The following is a 22,290-nucleotide window of genomic DNA, read 5'->3' as shown; positions in this document are numbered from 1 at the left end:
GGGGACCGCAAGGCCGTTCAGCTGGATACGTGGTGTCTTCCCCGCGGGCCGGTGGGGGCTGGTCGCGCCCCGCGGCGGAGCCGCAGATCGACACAGCCCCGCGCCCCTTAGGGGCGCTGCCGGAGCCGCTTGATCAGCGGGACTGAGGGCCCCGTCGCTGTGGCAGCGTCACCACCGACGCGTCGCCGGGGGCGGCCGGTGGGAGGCCCGCGATCTGGGCGAGGAGGTCGCACCAGGAGGCCAGGTGGGAGGCGGTGTCCGGGACGCCGCCGAGGCCCTCGCGGGGTGTCCAGGAGGCGCGGATCTCGATCTGGGAGGCGGCAGGGCGCTCCGACATCCCGCCGAAGTAGTGCGAACTCGCGCGCGTGACGGTGCCGCTGGCCTCGCCGTACGACAGCCCGCGCGCCTGGAGCGCACCCGTCAGCCACGACCAGCACACGTCGGGCAGCAGCGGGTCCGCGGCCATCTCCGGCTCCAGCTCGGCGCGCACCAGCGTCACCAGCCGGAAGGAACCCTGCCAGGCGTCGTGCCCGGCCGGGTCGTGCAGCAGGACGAGCCGGCCGTCGGCCAGATCCTCCTCGCCGTCGACGACCGCCGCCTCCAGGGCGTACGCGAACGGCGCCAGGCGCTGGGGCGCCCGCGTCGGCTCGATCTCGATCTGCGGCCTCAGCCGCGCGGACCGCAACGCGTCGACGGCAGCCCGGAAGGGCAACGGAGCCGTGTCCGCATCCCGGTCCCCCTCCTTCGCGTCGTCCATTCCGCCAGCGCCGTCCGACAGTCGTCCCTGAGCCGCAGCCATGCGGGGAAGATTAAAGGGAACCGGGCCTCCGTGCGGGGAGGGACACCCGTGGGACGGGCCACAGTACGGTCGGAGCCGCCGACGGAGCCTGTTCGCGGGACTGTCGGCGGGGCTGTCGGTGGGGCGTGCGAGACTTTGGGTCGTGAGCGCGAACCAGAGCCCCGCGGGCCAGCAGCCGACAGCGACGTCCGCCGCCGTCAAGAACGACGCCGTGCAGGATTCCGCCTTCCTCAAGGCGTGCAGACGCGAACCGGTGCCGCACACACCCGTGTGGTTCATGCGCCAGGCCGGGCGCTCCCTCCCCGAGTACCGCAAGGTCCGCGAGGGCATCCCGATGCTGGAGTCCTGCACCCGGCCCGAGCTGGTCACCGAGATCACGCTCCAGCCGGTGCGCCGGCACAACGTGGACGCGGCGATCTACTTCAGCGACATCGTCGTCCCGCTCAAGGCCATCGGCGTCGACCTCGACATCAAGCCCGGCGTCGGCCCGGTCGTCGAGAAGCCGATCCGCACCCGCGCGGACCTCGCCCAGCTCCGCGACCTCACCCCCGAGGACGTCTCGTACGTCACCGAGGCCATCGGCCTGCTCACCCGCGAACTCGGCGCCACCCCGCTCATCGGCTTCGCCGGCGCGCCCTTCACCCTCGCGAGCTACCTCGTCGAGGGCGGCCCGTCGCGGACGTACGAGAACGCCAAGGCGATCATGTACGGCGACCCGCAGCTCTGGGCCGACCTCCTCGACCGTCTCGCCGACATCACGGCCGCCTTCCTCAAGGTGCAGATCGAGGCGGGCGCCAGCGCCGTCCAGCTGTTCGACTCCTGGGCCGGCGCCCTCGCCCCGGCCGACTACCGCCGCTCGGTGCTCCCCGCCTCCCAGAAGGTCTTCAAGGCCGTCGAGGGGTACGGCGTGCCGCGCATCCACTTCGGCGTCGGCACCGGCGAACTGCTCACCCCCATGAGCGAGGCCGGCGTGGACGTCATGGGCGTCGACTGGCGCGTCCCGCTCGACGAGGCCGCCCGCCGCGTCGGCCCCGGCAAGGCGCTCCAGGGCAACCTCGACCCGACGGTCCTGTTCGCCTCCACCGAGGCCGTCGAGGCCAAGACGCGAGAGGTCCTCGACTCCGCGAAGGGTCTGGAGGGCCACGTCTTCAACCTCGGCCACGGCGTCATGCCGAACACGCCCCCGGACGCCCTGACCCGCCTCGTGGACTACGTCCACACCAGCACCGCCCGCTGAGCCCCGTGCCGGCGCCCGTCACCACGTATGCCGTGCCTGCCTGCCCCACAGCAGGCGGCCCGGCTCGGGCGGCGGTGGGGTGCCGGCCCTGAGCGGCCAGGCGAGCAGCATGCCCGCGAGGAAGCCGACGATGTGGGCGGCGTACGCCACGGTGCCGGCCTCGGAGACGCCCTCGCCGGACGAGTACACCGCCTGGAGCACGAACCAGAAGCCCAGCACCAGCCAGGCGGGCAGCCGAAGCGGCAGAAACACCAGGAAGGGCACCAGGACCCACACCCTGGCCTTCGGGAACAGCACCAGATAGGCGCCCAGGACACCGGCGATCGCCCCGGAGGCGCCGATCAGGGGGTCGCCCGAGTCGGCGTTGACCAGGGCGAAGCCGTACGACGCCGCGTAGCCGCAGACGACGTAGAAGAGCAGATACCGCACATGTCCGAGGCGGTCCTCGATGTTGTTGCCGAAGATCAGCAGGAACAGCATGTTGCCCAGCAGGTGCAGCCAGCCGCCGTGCAGGAACATCGACGTGAACACGGACAGCACGGGTGACTTGTCGTAGGTGGGCGGGCCGATCACGCAGCCCGGCCCGCCCGTGCCGATGCCGACGTCGCCCGTCGGGACCACGCGCGGCAGCTGGCCGTGGATCAGTTCCCGGGGCACGGCGGCGTAGTGGTCCAGGAATGCCTGGAGGTGGCACAGCTGTGCCAGGCCGCTCTCGCCCGTCACCGAGCCCGCGATGCCGGGCATGGAGAGGAACACGAGGACGTTCGCGGCGATCAGGGCGTACGTGACCCAAGGGGTGCGGCTTGCGGGGTTCACGTCATGGACGGGGATGACCACAAGGAAGTAGTGCCCGCGATGCGTCCCGTGAATCGGTGAACGCGACTGTCCGTGTGTCCGTATCTGTCCTCAACGTCCGCGGCACGGCGAAGGCGCGTCGCGGGGACGACGTGAGGAACAGGCGATGAACGACCGAGTTACTCCTCCGATGCAGGCTCTGCCGAACGGAGAGGCTGAACTGGCCCTGGTGGTCCACCTGCCCTGGGAGGACGTGGCGAGGCTCGGCCAGGAGGCGGGGCGGTTGGCCACGCAGATGCAGCGGCCTGTGTCGTTGGACGAGGCTGTCAGCCATCGGCTGCGGTCCAGTGGGTTGGGCGCCCACGCCAGGCCCGCGGGGGCGCAGCCGGGGCAGGCGCCGGCGGTTTCGGCCCCGGCTGTTTCGGCGTCGGCTTCTGTGTCTTCGTTGCCGTCTCGGCCGCCGGCTGAGCAGGCTCGGCAGGCTATTGATCGGATCAACGGGACGGCCTAGGGGGAGGGGCGGTCGGTTCGTTGCCGGGTGCGGGTGCGTTGTGGCTTGTCGCGCAGTTCCCCGCGCCCCTAGGTGGGTTCCCTGTGCGCCTGTCTACGAAGCCACCCTTCAGGAAGCCCCCTTGCGTACCGCCGTGCTTGCCTTTCTGGCCGCTACCAGTACCGGGTCCCAGACCGGGGAGAACGGGGGTGCGTAGCCCAGGTCCAGGGCTGTCATCTGTTCGACTGTCATGCGGGCTGTCAGGGCCACCGCTGCGATGTCGACGCGTTTTGCCGCGCCCTCGCGGCCTACGATCTGGACGCCCAGGAGGCGGCCTGTGCGGTGTTCGGCGAGCATTTTCACGGTCATGAGGGCTGCGCCGGGGTAGTAGCCCGCGCGGCTCGTCGATTCGATGGTGACCGTTTCGAAGCGGAGGCCCGCTCGGTGTGCGTCCTTCTCGCGCAGGCCGGTGCGGGCGATCTCCAGGTCGCAGACCTTGCTCACGGCCGTGCCGACGACCCCGGGGAAGGTGGCGTAGCCGCCGCCCGCGTTCGCGCCGATGACCTGGCCGTGCTTGTTGGCGTGCGTGCCGAGGGCGATGTGCCGTTCGCGGCCGGAGACGAGGTCCAGGACCTCCACACAGTCGCCGCCCGCCCAGATGTTCTCGTGCCCGCGCACCCGCATCGCGAGGTCGGTGAGGAGGCCGCCGTGGTCGCCCAGGGGGAGTCCCGCCGCGCGGGCGAGCGTCGTCTCGGGGCGGACTCCGATACCGAGCACGACCACGTCCGCCGGGTATTCGGCGTCGTCGGTCACCACCGCGCGTACCTTGCCGTCCTCGCCGGTGAGCAGCTTGGTGACCTCGGCCTCGTTCACCATGGTGATGCCCAGGCCCTCCACCGCCTCGTGCACCAGGCGGCCCATGTCGGGGTCGAGCGTGGACATGGGTTCCTGGCCGCGGTTGACGACGGTCACCTCGTAGCCGCGTGTGATGAGCGCCTCGGCCATCTCCACGCCGATGTAGCCCGCGCCGACCACGACCGCGCGCCGGCCCTTGGTGGTGGCCAGGGTGTCCAGGAGCGCCTGACCGTCGTCCAGGGTCTGTACGCCGTGTACCCCGGGGGCGTCGATGCCCGGCAGCTCCGGGCGGATCGGACGGGCGCCCGTGGCGATCACCAGTTTGTCGTACGACGTCCATGACTCGGCGCCCGTTTCCAGGGCACGCGCGCGTACCCGGCGGCCCGGGACGTCGATCTCCATGACCTCCGTCCGCATACGCAGGTCGATGTCCCGGGCCAGGTGCTCCTCGGGCGTACGGGCGATGAGCCGGTCCCGGTCGGGGACGTCGCCGCTCACCCAGTAGGGGATGCCGCACGCCGAGTAGGAGGTGAAGTTGCCGCGTTCGAACGCGACGATCTCCAGCTCGTCGGGGCCCTTGAGCCGGCGTGCCTGCGACGCGGCGGACATGCCCGCCGCGTCGCCGCCGATCACGACCAGCCGCTCGGTCCCACGCTTCGTGTCCCTCGTACGGTCATCGCTCGCGCTCATGCTCATACGAACACGCTACGGGGACCTGGCATTTCAGTCCCGGTCGGTTCTGATCAGTTCTGGTCAGTCCTCGTCCGGGCCGGTCGGCTGTGCCGCCGGGCCCGTGGTCGTCGCCGGGGCGGAGCTCTGCCGGCGGGTGCGGGTCAGGCGCAGCCAGGCGAACAGCAGCAGGGCCGCCACCGCCGCGAACGGCAGTACGGCGGCGATGGCCACCACGATCCAGCGCAGCATCGTCACGAACGCGTTCCAGCCGCCCGAGAGGGCGTCCAGGAAGCCGGGGTCCTCGTCCTCGTCGGACTCCTTGGCCGGGGTCTCGGACAGGGAGAGGTTGATCGTGGCCAGGGTCGTGCGGTCCTTCAGGGAGGACTGGCGGGCGAGCAGTGACTCCAGGTCGGCCTGACGGCGGCTCAACTCGCCCTCCAGGGTGACCACATCGGCGAGTTTGGTGGCCTGGTCCATCAGCTCGCGGATGCGGTTCACGCTGGCGCGCTGGGTGGTGATGCGGCTCTCCACGTCGACGACCTGTTCGGTGACGTCTTTCGACTCCGCCTCCCGGTGCAGCAGCTTGCCGGTGCCCTCCAGGTCGGCGAGGACCTCCTCGTACTCGCCGACGGGCACCCGCAGGACGATCTCGGTGCTCTCGCTGCCCTCCTCGCCGTCCTCCTCGTTCAGGGTTGTCGTCTCACTGCCGACATAGCCGCCCGCGTTCTGTGCGGTGGTGCGGACCTTGGTCAGGGCCTTGGGTACGTCCTTGACCTGCACGGAGACGGACACGGTACGGATGATGTGCGCGCCGGCGGCGGGCTGGGGTGCCGTGCTGGCCTGGGCGGCGCCGTCCTTGCCGTTGTCCGGCTTGCTGTCGGCCTCGGCCTCGTCCGCCAGGGCCCCCGAGGCGGGCTGTGCCGCCTCGCCACCCGCGTCACTGGACGCGCTGTCGCCGGCGCCGAGGCCGCTGCAGCCGGTGAGGGCCAGGCCGGCGGCGAGAAGGATTCCCGCCAGGGCCTGAACGGGTCGTACGGAGCGTCGTGTACGGCTTGTGCGCAGTCTGTTCATCTTGCGGATCCCCCCGAGGGCTGTCGTCGGACCGTCTTGGACCGCCGTGGTGCACGGCTGACGTTCCTTCGACGCCCGAAGGGTTCGAGACGTTGGCCGGTTGTGGTCCCGATGCGGTCACGGTCGGGACTCGTGCCGGACACCGGGGAGCGGTGTGCGCCGACGGGAGTGTCAGTGGGGTCTGAGAAGGTGGTGGCATGAGCGCAGTGGAGGCCCGTGCGGGTGCCGGGCATGTCGTCGTCATCGGGGGCGGGATCGCGGGTCTGGCCGCCGCCCACCGACTGCTGGACCGGGGCGTTCGGGTCACGGTCCTGGAGGCGTCCGAGCGCGTCGGCGGCAAGCTGCTGCCCGGCGAGATCGCGGGCGCGCGGGTCGATCTCGGCGCCGAGTCGATGCTCGCGCGCAGACCCGAAGCCGTCGCGCTCGCCCGCGAGGTCGGCCTCGACGACCGCCTCCAGCCGCCCGCCACCTCGACGGCCTCGATCTGGACCCGGGGTGCCCTGCGACCCTTTCCCAAGGGGCACGTCATGGGCGTACCCGGTAACGCCTCGGCCCTGTCCGGCGTCCTCTCCGACGAGGGGCTGGCCCGGATCGAGCGCGACGCCGACCTGCCGCGCACGGAGGTCGGGGACGACGTGGCGGTGGGGGAGTTCGTCGCCGCGCGCCTGGGCCGCGAGGTCGTCGACCGGCTGGTCGAGCCGTTGCTGGGCGGGGTGTACGCGGGTGATGCGTACCGCATCTCGATGCGCTCGGCCGTACCCCAGCTCTTCGAGGTGGCGAAGAAGCACGCGTCCCTCACGGAGGGCGTGCGCGGCATCCAGGCCCGGATGGCCGCCGCCCCCCAGCAGTCCGGCCCGGTCTTCATGGGCATCCAGGGGGGTGTGGGCCAACTGCCGCTCGCCGTCGCGGAGTCGGTCCGCGCGCGGGGCGGCGAGATCGTCACCGGGGCATCGGTGACCGAGCTGCGCCGGGTGGCCGGGACGTCGGCGGCGTGGCGGGTCGTTGCCGGGGACCGGGTGTTCGACGCCGACGGGGTGGTCGTCGCCGTACCGACCCCGGTGGCCGCAGATCTGCTCCGCGCCGAGGCACCGGCCGCCGCGGCCGAACTCGCGGGCGTGGAGTACGCCTCGATGGCCCTGATCACCCTGGCCTACCGCCGCGCCGACGTCAGCCTCCCCGAGGGCAGCGGCTTCCTCGTCCCGCCCGTCGACGGCCGCACGATCAAGGCGTCGACGTTCGCCTCCCAGAAGTGGGGCTGGATCGCGGAGGAGAACCCGGACCTGCTCGTCCTGCGGACCTCCGTCGGGCGGTACGCCGAGACGGAGATCCTCCAGCGCCCCGACACCGACCTGGTCGACGTCTCGCGCCACGACCTCAAGGAGGCCACCGGACTGACGGCGGCCCCCGTCGAGACCCGCGTCACCCGCTGGGACGACGGCCTGCCCCAGTACCCCGTCGGCCACCACGCGCGCGTGGACCGCATCCGCGAACACATCGCCAAGCTCCCGGGCCTCGCGGTGTGCGGCGCGGCATACGACGGGGTCGGCATCCCGGCGTGCATCGCGAGCGCGTACGCGGCGGTGGACGCGGTGAGTGCTTCGCGGGAAGTGCGGTTCTGAGGCTGCGGGTTCGTCGTGGTTGGTCGCGCAGTTCCCCGCGCCCCTTTGGGGCGCGGGCGAGCCGCCTAGAGCAGCTTGAGACCAACCCGGTGCGAAGCGCCTCCGGCGGAGCGGGAGAATAGGCGCATGAGTGACGACGCCCCCACCACCGACGCGGCCCGCATCCCGAACAAGGGCAAGCTGGCCAAGGACCTCAACGAGGTCATCCGCTACACCCTGTGGTCCGTCTTCAAGCTGAAGGACGTCCTGCCCGAGGACCGCGCGGGCTACGCCGACGAGGTCCAGGAGCTGTTCGACCAACTCGCCGCGAAGGACGTGACCGTCCGCGGCACGTACGACGTGTCGGGGCTGCGCGCCGACGCCGACCTGATGATCTGGTGGCACGCCGAGACCGCCGACCAGCTCCAGGAGGCGTACAACCTCTTCCGCCGCACCAAGCTGGGCCGCGCCCTGGAGCCGGTCTGGTCGAACATGGCGCTGCACCGCCCCGCCGAGTTCAACCGCTCGCACATCCCGGCGTTCCTGGCCGACGAGACGCCCCGGAACTACATCAGCGTCTACCCGTTCGTGCGCTCGTACGACTGGTACCTGCTGCCCGACGAGGACCGCCGCCGGATGCTCGCCGACCACGGCAAGATGGCCCGCGGCTACCCGGACGTACGCGCCAACACGGTCGCCTCGTTCTCCCTCGGCGACTACGAGTGGCTGCTGGCCTTCGAGGCCGACGAGCTGTACCGCATCGTCGACCTCATGCGCCACCTGCGCGCCTCCGAGGCCCGCATGCACGTCCGCGAAGAGGTCCCGTTCTACACGGGGCGTCGTAAGGACATCGGCGAGCTGGTCGCCGGTCTCGCCTGACGGGCGTCCGCGGCTACGCGCCCCGGGCGGCCTTCCCGCTGAGTGTCTTCTGGGAGCGGGCCACCGGGGCCGCCGGGCGCGGTTCCGGATGCGGGGCGCAGTCCGCGCCCCGCGCCGGCAGGCGGCCCGTCAGCAGGTACGTGTCCAGGTGGGCGTTGACGCACTGGTTCGGGCCGCCCGCGATGCCGTGCGTGCCCGCGCCCCGCTCGGTCACCAAGGCCGAGCCGGACAGGCGGCGGCGCAGTTCGAGTGCGCCCGCGTACGGTGTCGCGCCGTCCCGTTCGGCCGCCAGGATCAGCACCGGCGGCAGCTCACCCGGGCCGGTCCGCACGTCGAGGGGGGTCTGCCGGGGCGCCTGCCAGTAGGCGCAGGGCAGGTTCATCCACGCGTTGTCCCAGGTCTCGAAGGGCGCCGTGCGCGCGAGCCGGGTGTTGTCCCGGTCCCAGACCTGCCAACTCGTCGGCCAGGGCGCGTCGTTGCACTCGACGGCCGTGTAGACCGCGGTGCCGTTCTCCGCCTCGACGGCCGCCTCCGTCACCGGTGCCGCCTGGTCGATCAGCGGCTGCGGATCGCCCTTGAGGTAGGCGGACAGGGCGTGGGCGCGGTGCGGCCAGTAGTCGTCGTAGTACCCGGCCTGCAGGAACGCGCCCTGCAACTGACCGGGCCCCACCTTCCCGCCGGCCGGCTCGGCGGCGAGCTGGGCGGCGGCCTTCTCGTAGCTCCGCAGTACCGCATCGGGCGTCGCACCCAGGCCGTACACGGCGTCGTGCTTGGCCACCCAGGCCCGGAAGTCGGCCCAGCGGGCCTCGAACGCGGCCGACTGGTCGAGGTTGTTGCGGTACCAGATGCCGCCCGGGTCCGGGTTCACCACCGAGTCGAACACCATCCGCCGTACGTGCGAGGGGAACAGCGTCGCGTACAGCGCCCCGAAGTAGGTGCCGTACGAGGCGCCCATGAAGGTCAGCCGGTCCTCGCCGAGCGCGGCGCGCAGGACGTCCAGGTCACGGGCGTTGTTCAGGGAGTGGTAGTGGCGCAGCGCGTCGCCCGAGCGCTCGGCGCACCCGCGCGCGTACGCCTTCGCCTCGGCGATCCGCTCCTGCTTGTACGACTCGGAGGGGTGGAGAGGTGCCTGCGTGGGTCCCTTGAAGAAGTGCTTCGGGTCCTTGCAGGACAGCGGCGCCGACCGGGCCACCCCGCGAGGGGCGTATCCGACCAGGTCGTACGCGCCCGCGATGCGCTTCCACTCCGGGATGACGCCGATCAGCGGGAAGAACATGCCGGAGGCGCCGGGGCCGCCCGGGTTGTAGACGAGGGCACCCTGGCGTTCCACCTTGTGCTCGGGGTTGCGCGGGTCCCTGCCGGTGGCCTCCGCCCGGCTGACGGTGAGCTTGATCTGCTTGCCGTCGGGGCGCGCGTAGTCGAGCGGCACGGTGACGGTGCCGCAGCGCAGACTGTCCGGCAGCTCCTCCTCCGCCGGGCACTTCCCGAAGCGGATCCCGGCCGCCCCGGCGCGTGCGGCGGCCAGCACGGAGCCCCGGAACTCGGCCGAGCCGGGACCGCCCGGGCGGTCGGGCAGGCCCGGGGCGCTGTCCGCCGGGGCGGCGGCCAGGGTGGTCAGGAGCAAGGACCCGGCAGCCGTGTAGAGGGCGGCAGCTCGCATTCGCGTATCCCTTCGGTGGCAACAGAAGGGATGTTTCGGGCGAGGGTAGGTGAAGGCAAGCACCGGCGGCTTGGTGTCGCCGCGAGCACTCCTATGCGCCCCCGAACACTCCCGGGGCGCCGGGGACAGCGGGGAAGCCGGTCAGCGCAGGCGTTCGCGCAGGGTGGTGTCCTGCGGTTCCCGGTGCGCGAAGGCCGCGCGCAGATCGGGCTCGCCGACGGCACGCACCCCGAGTACGGCGACGGAGGTGAGGTACGTCCGGTCGTCACCCGCGCCGCGGTGGCCGGCGGTCCTGGTGCGCCGGGACAGGCCGGTGAGCAGGCGCTGTCCGGCCGGTGACGCCCAGCGCGAGTACGGGTGGACCTCGATCCGGGCGATCGCGAGGCAGCTCAGGGTGAGGACGAGGGGCAGCGCGAACCAGAGGGCGACCAGGTCGCGGGGCACGGTGTCCCGCCCCGGCAGCAGCAGCGCCACCGCGCCCAGCGCGACGACGGCCAGCGCGGCGGCCTGCACCTGGCGGACCGCGAACGCGATCCCGCGCCTGGCCCCGTCGGGCACGGCCAGGCCCGCCGCGACGAGCCGGTCCGCGAGTCCCCGTACGGCCTCGGTGCCGGCGGCGGCCGTCCGCACCGGAGCGATGCGGGACTGGCCCTCCGGCCCGATGGCGCCTATCACCGACCGTTCCATCTCGTCGCGCCCGCTCGGGTCCACGACGGTCGCCCAGCCGGTGTGGGCGAGCAGCACCCGTCTCTGACGGGCCATCGACACCAGGGTGAGATCGGCGACCCGGGCCGGTCCGCCGGACAGGAACGCGGCCTCGTACAGCGTCAGGTCACGCCCGCGTCCGCCGGGGCCCGCGTCCGGATCGACGGCGGCCGCGTGCACGGCGGCCAGACAGAGCCGGGTGCACGCCGTACCGGCGGCGATCCAGGCCAGCAGCAGGAGGAAGGACCAGAACATGCCGTTGTTCTATGCGAAGGGGTCCCGGAACGCCATGGGCTTTCAGGATATGGACGAGGTATGGCCGGTACGTGACGTATGGGCGGTGGCCGGATCAGGGTTCCTGGGAAGGCTCAACAGGCTCCGAGGGCTCAGCAGGCTCTGCGGGCTCGGTGAACTCCACGACCTCCCCGACTTCCGGCGGCGGGCTGGTCGCGGGCGGCGGCAGCGGATAGGTCGGGACCGGCGAGGGCGTCACCGGGACGGCCGACGCGGGATCGGCCGTCGGGCCGGGCGGGGCCGGGGAGCTGGTGAGCGGCGGGGTGCTCGCGGCGGCCATGTCGGTGGCCAGGGCGTCGAAGTCGACGTACCCCGTGGCCTCCAGGACCTTGATGTGGTCCAGCACGGTCGTGTTCGCGTCGTCGGCGAGGGCGCGGACCAGGGAGTTGCGGGTGCTCGCGCGGACCTGCGCGACGACGGAGAACACCTTGCCGTGCGCCATCCGCAGCAGGTTGGCGAACTCACGGTCGAAGTCCTCGCCGTGGGACGCGTTCATGATGCCGAGCCATCCGCGCTGCTGCTCGCTCGGCTGGTTGGGCAGTTCGAGCCCGAGCCGCGACGCCACGTCCCGGACCCGAGCGTCGAGGAACGTGTGCCCCTCGATGAGATGCAGGCCCGCGGTCCGTACGGCCTCGGTGGTGCCGCGCTCCTGGGCCTGCTGACCGGCGGGCAGTTCCCACAGCCCGGCCAGCCGGACCTTGGTGAGGAACTCGCGGTCGAGCGCCGACAGCGGACCGAACCGCGTCGACACCGTCTGCGCGTTGAGCACGGCCGCGCCGGTACCGGAACGGTCCGTGTACGACCAGACCGGGAAGATCAGCGCGACGAGGGTCGCCGCCAGTCCCGCGATGATGAGCCCGGTGCCGCCCAGCCCGGGACGTTGGATGGATCGCATGGTGCCTTCTGCCTCCTGTTGCGGCACCGCACGCTAATGCGCTTCGGACACGAAGTTCGCATCTTACTGCGGGCGCTACGCCAACTGCCGTATGAGGAGGGACGGCTGAGGGGAGGGGGCGGACGACGGATGGGGGAGCGTACGCCTCGCGCATACCACCTGAAACGCCAAAAAGTCGGCCTCGTGGGCGAGACGTGTGTACCGCGCTGTTAACCCCCGCACAGTTCGCGGCGATTGGAGCCGGGGTGGCTCAGCGACGCAGAAGTACGCGGCGGGTGGCGCGGGCCAGCCGGGCGGTCGGGCGCTGGGAGCGCGGGGCCGGGCCCGAGCGGTCCAGCCACCACTCGCGCAGTCGCCGCCGGGCCTCCGCGTCCTCCGGCTGACCGCCGAGCAGCAGATGCGCGGCGAAGTCCAGTGCGTCGTGCCGGTAGCCGTCGGCCATGGGGTGCCCGTGCGCGTACGCGAGGAAGGCCGGCCGGTATCCGGCCCCCAGGATCTCGGGCAGCTCCGGCGCGACCTTCGCCACGACATCGGCCCGCTTCGCCCCGAGCGCCCGCGACTGCACCCCGAGCCGCACCCGATCGAACCCCTCCGGCACGGGCGTCCCCGCGACAAGCGCGGAAAGCAACGCGGCCTGCGCGAGGGCGAGCCGCTGACGGGCGCCTTCGGGAGCGGCGGCGGAGCTGTCACCGGGGCCGGCCGCGTCACCGGCGGCGCCGCCACGACTGCCGGTCACCTCGCCGGCCGACGCCCGCGATGCGCCCGGCGCTTTCGACGTGGCGGTCTCTGGCGCGGCCGGTGCTTCCGGCGGGGCTGCAACTGAAGCCTGCGCCTGGCCGGTCGGGGCCTGCGATGCGGCTGGCGCCTTTGACGCGGCGGTCTCCGGCACCGCTGCGGCAGGGGTCTCCGGGGTGGCCGTCGCCGCAGCCCGCGCCTCGCTGGCGGACGGCTCCGGGTCGACCGTCTCCGAAGTCCGGGCCTGCGCGGACGCGGCCCGAGCCAGGGCTCCCCGGATCGACGTCAGCTCGCGCTCCAGTTCGTCCGCCTCGGGGAAGTTGTCGTCTCGTTCCAGGAGGACGCCGGGCGGGGTGACTCGGGAGGCGAGGTTCGTGAGGATGTCGAGGACGGTGTCCGGGATCGGGTGGGCGTGGCTGTCGTGCCAGACGCCGTCCCGTTCGAAACCGCCCGCGACATGGACGTACGCGATCGCCTCGACGGGTAGTTCGGCCAAGGCCCGTGCCGGGTCCTCGCCCCGGTTGACGTGGTTCGTGTGCAGGTTGGCGACGTCGATGAGGAGGCGTACGCCGGTCCGGTCGGCCAGTTCGTACAGGAACTGGCCCTCGGTCAGCTCCTCGCCCGGCCAGGCGATCAGCGCGGCGATGTTCTCGACCGCCAGGGGCACCGGTAGTGCCGCCTGGGCGATACGGACGTTCTCGCACAGGACGTCGAGCGCGTCCCGGGTGCGGGGGACGGGCAGCAGGTGACCGGCCTCCAGGAGGGGGGAGGCGGTCAGCGAGCCGCCCGCGCGGACGAACGCGATGTGCTCGGTGACCAGGGGCGAGCCCAGTGCCTCGGCCCGCTCGGCAAGCGCGGTGAGCCGGTCCTCGGCGGGTCGGTCCGCACCGCCCAGGCCCAGGGAGACACCGTGCGGGACGACCGTCACGCCGCGCTCGCGCAGCCGCACCAGCGACTCGGGGAGATGCCCGGGGCAGAGGTTCTCGGCCACGGTCTCGACCCAGTCGATGCCCGCCATGGCCTCCACGGCGTCCGCGATCTCCGGCCGCCACCCGATGCCCGTACCCAGGTGCCCCCGTTGCTCCAGTCGCTTCATCGTCCGTCCCTTCTACGACCTTCTCGGTCCACGGAGTGATGGCCCCGGCCCCCGGGATCGAACCCCTCCCGGGGGACCTTCAGAGCAACATTTGAGCTTCCGCCCGCCTACGGGGTCTGGGTGGTGACCGCGTTGGGATCCGGCGCCTCCGGCCGGTTGGTGTTGACCACGCCGGGAGTCGTCGGCGACGGCTTCGAGGACCCCTGGACGCCGCTGGTCGGCTCCACCGCGGGCGCGACGGGCGGCACCACGCCGGGGGACGGCGGCGGCGGACCGGTCGGACTGGCGCTGGGCCCGGCGGCGGACTGGGCGATCTTCTCGAAGTCGACCTGGCCGGTCTTCTCCAGGATCGTGATGTGGTCGAGCACGGTCTGGTTGGTGTCCGAGGCCAGCTGACGCACCAGCGTGTTGCGGGTGGTGTTCCGCACCGTCGCGATGTCCGGGAGGATCTTGCCGTGCGCGGTGCGCAGCAGGTTCGCCCAGACCTTGTCGTAATCGGTGCCCTGGGCGGCCGTCATCTCGTCCAGCCAGCCCTGTTGCAGTTCGTTCGGCTGGTTGGGGATCGGGACACCGAGCTGCTGGGAGATGTTCCGTACCCGCTTGTCGAGGTCGGTGTGGCCCACGATCAGATGCTGCGCCGCCTCCCGGACGGCCGCGCTGGCGGACTTCTCCATCGCCTGCTGTCCGGCGGGCAGCTCCCACAGTCCGGCGAGCCGCACTCGCACGATGAGGTCACGGTCGGAGGGGGTCAGCGGCCCCCACTGCGTGTTCACCGTCTCTCCGGTGACCGCGGCGGCCGTCGCGGCGTCGTTGCGGTGCGGGTACGAGTAGAACACGGGGTACGCGAGTGCGCCGACCGTGCCTGCGATTGCCAGACCGACGAGGATCGAGCCGTTCATGCGGGGCAAAGAAGCCTCCCGAGGGGAACCCAACTGATCGTTGGGGGAGTGATACGTGGCCAGTGGGGAGAGGGCGATACGTGAGAAGCGGTGAGGACACTGAGCGGGCCTACTCCGCAGTCACGTACACGAGTCAGATCGTGCCGTTGGAGAGGGCGTCGAAGTCGACCGCGTCCGTCTTCTCCAGCATGGTGATGTGGTCGAGCACGGTCTGGTTGGTGTCCGTCGCCAGCTGACGCACCAGAGTGTTCTGGGTCTGGTTGCGGACCGCCCCGATGGCCGGGAAGATCCCGCCGTGCGCCTTGCGCAGGAGGCTCGCCCAGATCCGGTCGAAGGCCTCGCCCTGAGCGGCGTCCATCTGGGCCAGGAAGCCCTGCTGCTGCGCGTTCGGCTGGTTGGGGATCTCGACACCGAGCTGGGAAGCGACCTTCCGTACCCGCTCGTCCAGGTCGCCGTGGCCCACCAGCAGGTGGTCCGCCGCGTCCTTGACCGTGGCGCTGTCGGACTTCGCCATCGCCTTCTCCGCCGCCGGCAGCTCCCACAGCCCGGCCAGTCGCACGCGCACGATCAGGTCGCGGTCCGAGGCGGTCAGCGGCCCCCACTGGGTGTTCACCGTGCCGGCGGCCACGTTCGACACTCCGGTGCCGGACCGGTCGGTGTAGGACCACACGGGGAACGCGAGCGCGGCGATGGTGGTCGTCAGGGCCGCGATGACGAGGGCCGATTGGTTGAAACGCGGCAAAGGAGCCTCCCGGGGAAACCAACTGGTCGTTGGGCAGATGTTGCTTGGCCAGCGACAGAAGGTACGGCCGGGAACCCGGTGATGTTCAACGAAGATGTTTGAACCCTGTGCGTCCCAGGGGACGGTGGTCCGCGACAACCGTCGCCGAACCGGGCGCAATCTCCGTGAAACCGGCATCACGGACCAACGGCAGCCCGCCGGAAGTGAGTTCACGCCAACGGTCCGGCTCCGCCGTACGCACGGCGAGCGGATACCCCGCGTCGCGCCAGGCCACCCGGGCCTCGTCCGACAGCTCCCACCACGCCAGTTGAGCCCCGTGCCCCGTCTGGGCCATCGCCTTGCCCGCCGACATGTCCAACTCGGGGTTCAGCCAGAGAACGGGCACCGCAGGGTCCGGATCGAGCGGCGGCTCCGGATCCTCCAGTTCGGTACCGGAGACCTGAAGTCGGGCCAGATCCTTGGGCCACCCGTCCAACGGCACAGGCGGAAAGACCCGCACCTCGGCCGACTTCCCACTGACCGTGATCCCGGGCAAGGCCTCGGCCCGCCGCCACTCGGCCCCCCGCGCCCGCCGCACAACCTTACGAATCCGAGCATCCTGCCAGTCCCGCATGACCTGAGCCCACTCGCCGTCCCCGACAGACCGCTCATCCCCAAGAATCACGAGAACGGCCCGAGCAGCGGTCTCCAACGCATCGGTACGACCAGGCGGCGATGCCTTCTCGATCCGCGCAACGAGAGGCAGAACAAACTGGGGCGCCTCATCACGCGGGGACTGCTCGGACTGAAAAGGACTGTCGCCGGGTGCATTCTGATCATGGCTCACGACATCCACCCTAGGGGCGCGGGGCTGTGTTCGATATGCGGCTCCGCCGCGTGGGCGCGACCAGCCACGAACTACCCGCAGCCGCCCCACGACACAAGGCCCCACCCTCATGGCGCCCCGATCAGCTCCGACACTTTCACAAACCGGAAGCCGCGTTCACGCAACACAGGCACGATCACACGCACCGCCCGCTCAGTCACCGGCGCAGCACTGCGCGTGCAGTGCATGACAACAACCGACCCCGCCCGCACCCCGTCCAGCACCTGCCGGGCCACCGCACCCGCGTCCGTCGCGAACGCATCCCCGCTGACCACGTCCCACTGCACCGCCGTGACCCCGACCGCGCTCAGCGCCCGCAGCGCACGCCGGTCGTAACACCCGCCCGGGAAGCGGAAGTAGGGCATGGCACCGCGCACCCCGACGGCCCGGAACGCCGCGAAGGCCCGCTCGACGTCGCCCCGCATCCGCGCCTCCGAGCCGGCGATGGTCGGCAGCCCGTAGCAGTCCTCGGTGAAGGCGTAGTGGCTGTACGAGTGGTTGGCGACCTCGAACAAGGGGTCCCGCCCGATGGAACGAGCCTGGACCGCGTACTCCTCGGCCCACCGCCCCGTCATGAACACGGTCGCCGGCACCTTCAGCGCCCGCAGCGTGGCGATCAGCCGGGGATTGTCGAAGCGCTCGCCCCGCGCCGCCCGGTCGCCCTGCCCGGCGGTCATGTCGGCGTCGAAGGTGAGGGCGACGGTCTTCTCCGGGCCGCGCGGACCGTTCCGGAAGACGGGGGTCAGACCGGCGGGCCCGGGGGCGAGGGTGGGCGGGCGTGAGGGGACGGCGGAGGGGGACACGGGAGGCCGCTGCGGGACGGGGGCCGTGCCACAGGCGGCCAGGGCAGCGAGCGTGGCGCCCAGGACACAGCCAGTGGTGATTCGTCGTACGAGAGTGATCATCGTACGAAGGTAGAAATGCTGGGATTGTCCGGTGGCCCGCCGCGAGGGCAAACCCCGCGGATGTCACCCGCCCGGCCGGTGAACCCGTACCCCCGCCGCCCCGCAGCCCACAGCCCCCTACGTGGCGAGCAGCCGCGCCCTGGCCTCCGCCACGTCGAAGTCCGCCTTCGGGTACTGCGGGTCCAGCGCCTCCAGGTGCTCAAGGAGCAGTCGGCTGATCGCCCAGTTGCGGTACCACTTGCGGTCCGCCGGGATCAGGTACCAGGGCGCGCCGGTCGAACACCGCTCCAGGGCGATCTCGTACGCCTCCTGGTACGCGGGCCACAGTGCCCGCTCCTCGATGTCACCGACGTTGAACTTCCAGTGCTTGTCGGGGTTGTCGAGGCGTTCGAGGAGACGGCGCCGCTGTTCGTCGTACGAGATGTGCAGGAAGCACTTCACGACGGTCACGCCGTCCTCGGCGAGGGACTTCTCGAAGCCGTTGATCTGGCTGTAGCGGGCGGTGAGCTGGGCCCGGGAGACGAGATCGCGGACGCGGGCGATCAGGACGTCCTCGTAGTGCGAGCGGTCGAAGATGCCGATCTCGCCGGGCTGGGGGAGGGCCCGTTTGATGCGCCAGAGGAAGGAGTGGCCCAGTTCCTCGTGGGTGGGTGCCTTGAACGCACTGATCCGGCAGCCCGACGGGTTGAACAGGCCGATGACGTGCTTGACCGTGCCGCCCTTGCCGCTGGTGTCCATGCCCTGCAGGACGAGCAGCAGCCGCCGTCGGTCCCCGGTCGAGCCCGCCGCCCACAGCCGCTCCTGGAGAACCGCGAGCCGCTCGCCCAGCAGGGCGGTGGCGGCGAGGCCCGCGGCCTTGTCACCGGGGCCGCCCGGGGTGGCCCCGGCGTCGTACGCCCCGAGGTCCACGGGTGCCCCGCCGGGGACGCGCAGCAGCTCACTCAGTGTGCCCTCGGCACTCTCGGCACGCCTCCCGGAGTCCTGTTTCGAGCCCTTCTTGGCCATGGGGCACCTCTTCCGGTCCGGTCCTTCGATCCTCCGGCACGGGAGCGGGGTGCGCCAGCCGCCGGACAGGCCCTAGCGACGTGTACAGCGCCCGGTGGGGCTCGTGGCCGGTGGGCGGCACTGGAGGGCGAAGTCGGCGGCACTGGTGCTCAGGTAGCGGCCCAGACAGGTGTTCGGTGTCGTGCGGCCGCGTTCGGCGCAGAAGGCCAGCGCGGCACGGCCGTCGGCGAACGGGCCGGGGGCGTAGATCACCCAGTAACCGGGGCGCAGCGACGCGTAACCGTCGCTGCGCAGGAACACCGCCTCCGGCACGGACTCCCTGACCGTGGCGAGCCGAGCGTCCCGGGCGGCGGTGCCGGAGCCGACCGGTTCGGAGTGGAGCTGGGCGATCCAGCGCGCGCTCACGGTGGACGGGGTGGTTGAGGGGCTGGGGGTTGTCGCCGACGGGGTGGGAGAGGTCCTAGTACCGGCTGTCGGGCCCGGGGCCCCGTCGGTCCCGTTCCCGTCGAGGACGCGCAGGGTGAGGAACACCGCGGAGGCGGCGGCGAGGAGCGCGAGTGCGGCGGACATGACCCGCTTGCGGCGGTACGGCGATGATGTGGGCCGGGGGCGAGCGCGCGTCCCCCGCTGTTCCGCGACGGTCGCCGGGTGTGCGGAGTGGGGCGGTGTCGCGCCGAACTCCGGGATGTGGCCCACGGGTTGGGGCGCGGTCACCGTCCGTGGCGCCGCCCCGTCGGCCATCACCCGGCGCAGCATGGCCGCCAGCCGGTCCGCATCCGGGCGCGCCGCCGGATCCCGTACCAGCAGCGCTTCGATCACGGGCGTCAGCGCCCCGGAGCGGGACGGCGGCGGTACCTCGGACTCCAGGACCGCGGCCAGTGTCGCGAGCGTGGTCTCGCGGCGCAGCGGGCTCACGCCCTCCACGCACACGTACAGCACGACTCCCAGGGACCACAGGTCGGCGGCCGGGTCGTCGGAGGGACCGCGGATGCGTTCGGGGGCGATGTACTCGGGGGAGCCGACGAGTTCGCCGGTCATCGTCAGGGCCGTCGCGCCCTGGAGTGCGGCGATCCCGAAGTCGGTGAGGACCGCGCTGCCGTCGGGCCGCAGAAGGATGTTCGCCGGTTTCACGTCCCGGTGCTGCACGCCCGCCGCGTGTGCCGCGCGCAGCGCGTCCAGCACCTGGCCGCCGATCCGCGCCGCCTCCACGGGCGTCAACGGGCCTGATTCCAGGCGCTTGTCGAGCGAGACGCCGGGCACCAGCTCCATGACGATCCAGGGATGCGGGTCGTCGTCGATGATCTGATGGACCGTCACCACATGGGGGTGGCTGAGCCGGGCCAGCGCCCGCGCCTCACGCAGCACCCGCTCCCGTACGGCGTCGGTCGCCGCGGCGTCGGGCCGGACCGCCTTCAGCGCGACCTCGCGGTGCAGTACGGCGTCCCGGGCCCGCCACACCGTGCCCATCCCACCGCTCCCGAGCCGCTCCAGCAGCTCGAACCGGCCGTCGACCACGTCCCCCGGTACGTTCATGGCGGACAGGCTAGGGCCTGCCCGCCATGTCCGGCTCAGCGGGCGCCCGTCATCGCTTCCAGGGGCCCGTCACCGCGAACGTCGTGCCGGGTGTGTAGCAGTTGACGTACATCGTCCGGCCGTCCGGAGAGAAGGTGACTCCCGCGAACTCGCCCCATTCAGGGGCGCTTTCGGTGCCGATGTTCTGCGCGTTGCGGGCCATCGCGTACACCTCGCCCCCGCGCGTCACGCCGTACACGTGCTGCGCGCCCTCCCCGTCCTCGCACACCATCAGGCCGCCGCTCGGGGCGAGACAGATGTTGTCCGGTGATTCGCCGGGCAGCTGGACGTCCGTGTCCGGGCCGAAGACGATGACGAGGGTGAGGCGGCGCGCGGCGGGGTCGTAGCGCCAGATCTGGCCGAAGTGGGTGGCCGCCGAGCCCTCGCTCGCGTGGGCGAACGACGACACGAAGTACACGCACCGTCCGCCCCAGTAGCAGCCCTCCAGCTTCTGCGCGTGCGTGATGCCCTTCGTCCCGAAGTCCTGGAGCCGGATGGGGGTTTGGGCGGCCAGTGGGTCCGGTACGTCCACCCACTCGACGCCGCCGAAGGAGGCACCCGGCTCCTGGATCGAGGAGAGGTCGGGTACGCCCGGTACCCGCATCGCCTGGAGCCGGCCGCCCGCGCGCAGCGAACCCACCCCGCCCAGCGGCCTCTTGGGCAGGAAGCGGTAGAAGAGGCCGAAGGGGCGCAGGAAGGCGTCCTCCGTCTCGTAGACGATGCCGTTCCTCGGGTCGACGGCGATCGCCTCGTGCTGGAAGCGGCCCATCGCGGTGAGCGGGACGGCGCCGGTGCGGTGCGGGTCGGCTCCGTCGACCTCGAAGATGAATCCGTGGTCCTTGGTGTAGCCGTTGGTGCCGGCCTTGTCCTCGGTCTCCTCGCAGGTCAGCCAGGTGCCCCAAGGCGTGGGCCCGCCCGCGCAGTTGACGGCCGTACCGGCGATGGCGACCCGCTCCGAGAGCACGTTCCCGTCCCGGTCGAGGGCGAGGGACGTACAGCCGCCCTTGCCCATCGGGTCGTAGGTGAGGCCCTTGACGGTCGGGACCTGGATTCTGGCGGTGACGCGGTTCTCGTGGTTGCGGACCAGGTGGACGCGGCCGTGGAGGCCCGCGAAGGCGGACATGCCGTCGTGGTTGGAGGGCACCGGGCCCTCGCCGGAGCGCAGGGGGTCGCCCTCCCGGGACAGGACCCGATAGCGGAAACCTTTCGGCAGATCGAGCAGGCCCTTCGGGTCGGGGACCAGGGGGCCGTAGCCGGAGTGGCCGACGCCCTGCGCGGCGGCGGTGCCGGCGAAGAGTTCGGAGAGGGCTCCGGTGAAGGCGATGCCGACGCCCAGGGCGCCGGTGCGGGCGAGGACCTGGCGTCGGGAGGCGGGGGAGGCAACTGCCGTGGGGCTGTCAACTGCCTTGGTGTCGGCGGCTGTTGAGGTGTCGTCGAGTTCGGGCGTGCCGAATGCGGACATGGGGAGGCGACCTTCCTGCTGGCGGACAGGACTGTGACCTTGCTGTGTGTATCACGCTGTACGGACCTCGGGAACCACGCGCGTAGCGCGCCTCACCCCGATGACCCGCCTGGAGGCGGCTGCTGGGCCTGCGCCCGTTCCAGGAAGCGGAGCAGCTCCACCGGGAAGGGCAGGACGAGTGTCGAGTTCTTCTCGGCCGCGACCGCCACCACCGTCTGGAGCAGCCGGAGTTGGAGCGCGGCGGGCTGGTCGGACATGACCTCGGCGGCCTCCGCGAGCTTCTTCGAGGCCTGCAGTTCGGCGTCCGCGTTGATGATTCGGGCCCGGCGTTCGCGGTCGGCCTCGGCCTGGCGGGCCATCGAGCGCTTCATCGTGTCAGGCAGGGATACGTCCTTGATCTCGACCCGGTCGATCTGCACACCCCAGCCCATCGCCGGGCTGTCGATCATCAGTTCCAGGCCCTGGTTGAGTTTCTCGCGGTTGGAGAGGAGGTCGTCGAGGTCGCTCTTGCCGATGATCGAACGCAACGACGTCTGTGCCATCTGGGAGACCGCGAAGCGGTAGTCCTCGACCTGGACGAGCGCGTTCGCCGCGTCGACCACCTTGAAGTAGACGACCGCGTCCACCCGCACGGTCACGTTGTCCCGCGTGATGCCCTCCTGGGCCGGTACCGGCAGCGTGACGATCTGCATGTTGACCTTGTGCAGCCGGTCCACGAGCGGGACCACCATCGTGAAACCGGGCGCCCGGACCTCCCCGGCGAGACGGCCGAGCCGGAACACGACCCCGCGTTCGTACTGCTTGACGACCCGTGCCGCCGCCCCGACGTAGACGAGTCCGGCGGCTGCGGCGGCGATGGCCGCGGCCAGCAATTCCTCAAGCATGATGACGACCCCTCGCAGCCGTCCCGTGTGTGCCGATCGGCACCCTTAACAAACGATATGCCCGGTCCGGGGCTCTGGGCGAGGAACCGGGGCTCACGGATCTCGCCCACGCGCTGGCCGACGCGGCGGTGCCCGCACCCGAGGACGGCTACGAACTAGACGGCCACGGCTGGCA

General features: G+C 71.7%; 20 protein-coding genes. 4 read left to right on the top strand and 16 right to left on the bottom strand.

Annotated elements, in window-relative coordinates:
* Positions 1–133: 133 nt before the first annotated feature.
* Entirely contained in the window at positions 134–799 is a 666-nt protein-coding gene (locus tag ACWCRB_RS40575) for a DUF3000 domain-containing protein (protein WP_451000854.1), read from the bottom strand.
* A gap of 142 nt (positions 800–941) precedes the next feature.
* Between ACWCRB_RS40575 and hemE the strand changes: the two genes are divergently transcribed.
* The gene (gene hemE, locus ACWCRB_RS40570; RefSeq protein ID WP_451000853.1) at positions 942–2,036 is read left to right on the top strand and encodes a uroporphyrinogen decarboxylase; all 1,095 of its coding nucleotides are present in this window, start codon (positions 942–944) and stop codon (positions 2,034–2,036) included.
* Positions 2,037–2,054: 18 nt separating this feature from the next.
* On the opposite strand, the gene ACWCRB_RS40565 is transcribed toward hemE, so the two are convergent.
* Positions 2,055–2,873 (bottom strand): rhomboid family intramembrane serine protease, encoded by an 819-nt coding sequence (locus ACWCRB_RS40565; RefSeq protein WP_451000852.1) that lies wholly within the window; start codon positions 2,871–2,873, stop codon positions 2,055–2,057.
* Between the two features lie 124 nt (positions 2,874–2,997).
* Between ACWCRB_RS40565 and ACWCRB_RS40560 the strand changes: the two genes are divergently transcribed.
* Positions 2,998–3,342 (top strand): hypothetical protein, encoded by a 345-nt coding sequence (locus ACWCRB_RS40560; protein ID WP_451000851.1) that lies wholly within the window; start codon positions 2,998–3,000, stop codon positions 3,340–3,342.
* Between the two features lie 108 nt (positions 3,343–3,450).
* On the opposite strand, the gene ACWCRB_RS40555 is transcribed toward ACWCRB_RS40560, so the two are convergent.
* Together ACWCRB_RS40555 and ACWCRB_RS40550 are read right to left on the bottom strand one after the other, a co-directional pair.
* Complete coding sequence (locus ACWCRB_RS40555; protein ID WP_451000856.1) at positions 3,451–4,866, bottom strand: FAD-dependent oxidoreductase; 1,416 nt, start codon at positions 4,864–4,866, stop codon at positions 3,451–3,453.
* Positions 4,867–4,929: 63 nt separating this feature from the next.
* Positions 4,930–5,919 carry a DUF4349 domain-containing protein gene (locus ACWCRB_RS40550; RefSeq protein WP_451000850.1) on the bottom strand — a complete coding sequence of 330 codons (990 nt, stop codon included), beginning with the start codon at positions 5,917–5,919 and terminating at the stop codon, positions 4,930–4,932.
* 197 nt (positions 5,920–6,116) lie between these two features.
* Here ACWCRB_RS40550 and hemG point away from each other — a divergent pair, with 197 nt between their 5' ends.
* Together hemG and hemQ are read left to right on the top strand one after the other, a co-directional pair.
* Positions 6,117–7,538, top strand: a complete 1,422-nt coding sequence (gene hemG / locus ACWCRB_RS40545) for a protoporphyrinogen oxidase (RefSeq protein WP_451000849.1) — start codon at positions 6,117–6,119, stop codon at positions 7,536–7,538.
* Between the two features lie 126 nt (positions 7,539–7,664).
* Entirely contained in the window at positions 7,665–8,396 is a 732-nt protein-coding gene (gene hemQ, locus ACWCRB_RS40540) for a hydrogen peroxide-dependent heme synthase (RefSeq protein ID WP_451000848.1), read from the top strand.
* 13 nt (positions 8,397–8,409) lie between these two features.
* On the opposite strand, the gene ACWCRB_RS40535 is transcribed toward hemQ, so the two are convergent.
* The 12 genes from ACWCRB_RS40535 to ACWCRB_RS40480 form a co-directional block, all read right to left on the bottom strand.
* Positions 8,410–10,056 (bottom strand): alpha/beta hydrolase, encoded by a 1,647-nt coding sequence (locus tag ACWCRB_RS40535; RefSeq protein WP_451000847.1) that lies wholly within the window; start codon positions 10,054–10,056, stop codon positions 8,410–8,412.
* Positions 10,057–10,197: 141 nt separating this feature from the next.
* Positions 10,198–11,016: a TIGR04222 domain-containing membrane protein gene (locus ACWCRB_RS40530; protein ID WP_451000846.1), complete on the bottom strand. Its 819-nt coding sequence runs from the start codon at positions 11,014–11,016 to the stop codon at positions 10,198–10,200.
* A 94-nt stretch (positions 11,017–11,110) separates the two neighbouring features.
* Positions 11,111–11,950, bottom strand: coding sequence for a DUF4142 domain-containing protein (locus tag ACWCRB_RS40525; RefSeq protein ID WP_451000845.1), 840 nt, complete (start codon positions 11,948–11,950; stop codon positions 11,111–11,113).
* Positions 11,951–12,200: 250 nt separating this feature from the next.
* Complete coding sequence (locus ACWCRB_RS40520; RefSeq protein ID WP_451000844.1) at positions 12,201–13,781, bottom strand: DUF692 domain-containing protein; 1,581 nt, start codon at positions 13,779–13,781, stop codon at positions 12,201–12,203.
* 107 nt (positions 13,782–13,888) lie between these two features.
* Positions 13,889–14,689, bottom strand: a complete 801-nt coding sequence (locus ACWCRB_RS40515) for a DUF4142 domain-containing protein (RefSeq protein WP_451000843.1) — start codon at positions 14,687–14,689, stop codon at positions 13,889–13,891.
* A gap of 124 nt (positions 14,690–14,813) precedes the next feature.
* Positions 14,814–15,422: a DUF4142 domain-containing protein gene (locus ACWCRB_RS40510; RefSeq protein WP_451000842.1), complete on the bottom strand. Its 609-nt coding sequence runs from the start codon at positions 15,420–15,422 to the stop codon at positions 14,814–14,816.
* Positions 15,423–15,507: 85 nt separating this feature from the next.
* Complete coding sequence (locus ACWCRB_RS40505; protein ID WP_451000855.1) at positions 15,508–16,248, bottom strand: peptidyl-tRNA hydrolase; 741 nt, start codon at positions 16,246–16,248, stop codon at positions 15,508–15,510.
* Between the two features lie 107 nt (positions 16,249–16,355).
* Positions 16,356–17,192 (bottom strand): polysaccharide deacetylase family protein, encoded by an 837-nt coding sequence (locus tag ACWCRB_RS40500; RefSeq protein WP_451000841.1) that lies wholly within the window; start codon positions 17,190–17,192, stop codon positions 16,356–16,358.
* A 117-nt stretch (positions 17,193–17,309) separates the two neighbouring features.
* Positions 17,310–18,197, bottom strand: coding sequence for a PPK2 family polyphosphate kinase (locus ACWCRB_RS40495; RefSeq protein ID WP_451000840.1), 888 nt, complete (start codon positions 18,195–18,197; stop codon positions 17,310–17,312).
* A gap of 72 nt (positions 18,198–18,269) precedes the next feature.
* Complete coding sequence (locus tag ACWCRB_RS40490; protein ID WP_451000839.1) at positions 18,270–19,730, bottom strand: serine/threonine-protein kinase; 1,461 nt, start codon at positions 19,728–19,730, stop codon at positions 18,270–18,272.
* Between the two features lie 49 nt (positions 19,731–19,779).
* Positions 19,780–21,231, bottom strand: coding sequence for an alkaline phosphatase PhoX (locus tag ACWCRB_RS40485; protein ID WP_451000838.1), 1,452 nt, complete (start codon positions 21,229–21,231; stop codon positions 19,780–19,782).
* 92 nt (positions 21,232–21,323) lie between these two features.
* Entirely contained in the window at positions 21,324–22,115 is a 792-nt protein-coding gene (locus tag ACWCRB_RS40480) for a slipin family protein (RefSeq protein ID WP_451000837.1), read from the bottom strand.
* Positions 22,116–22,290 lie beyond the last annotated feature (175 nt).

It is taken from the genome of Streptomyces sp. NPDC002156, assembly GCF_053593675.1.
The sequence above is the reverse complement of the archived record's forward strand: the minus strand, read 5'-3'. Positions and strand labels throughout refer to the sequence as shown.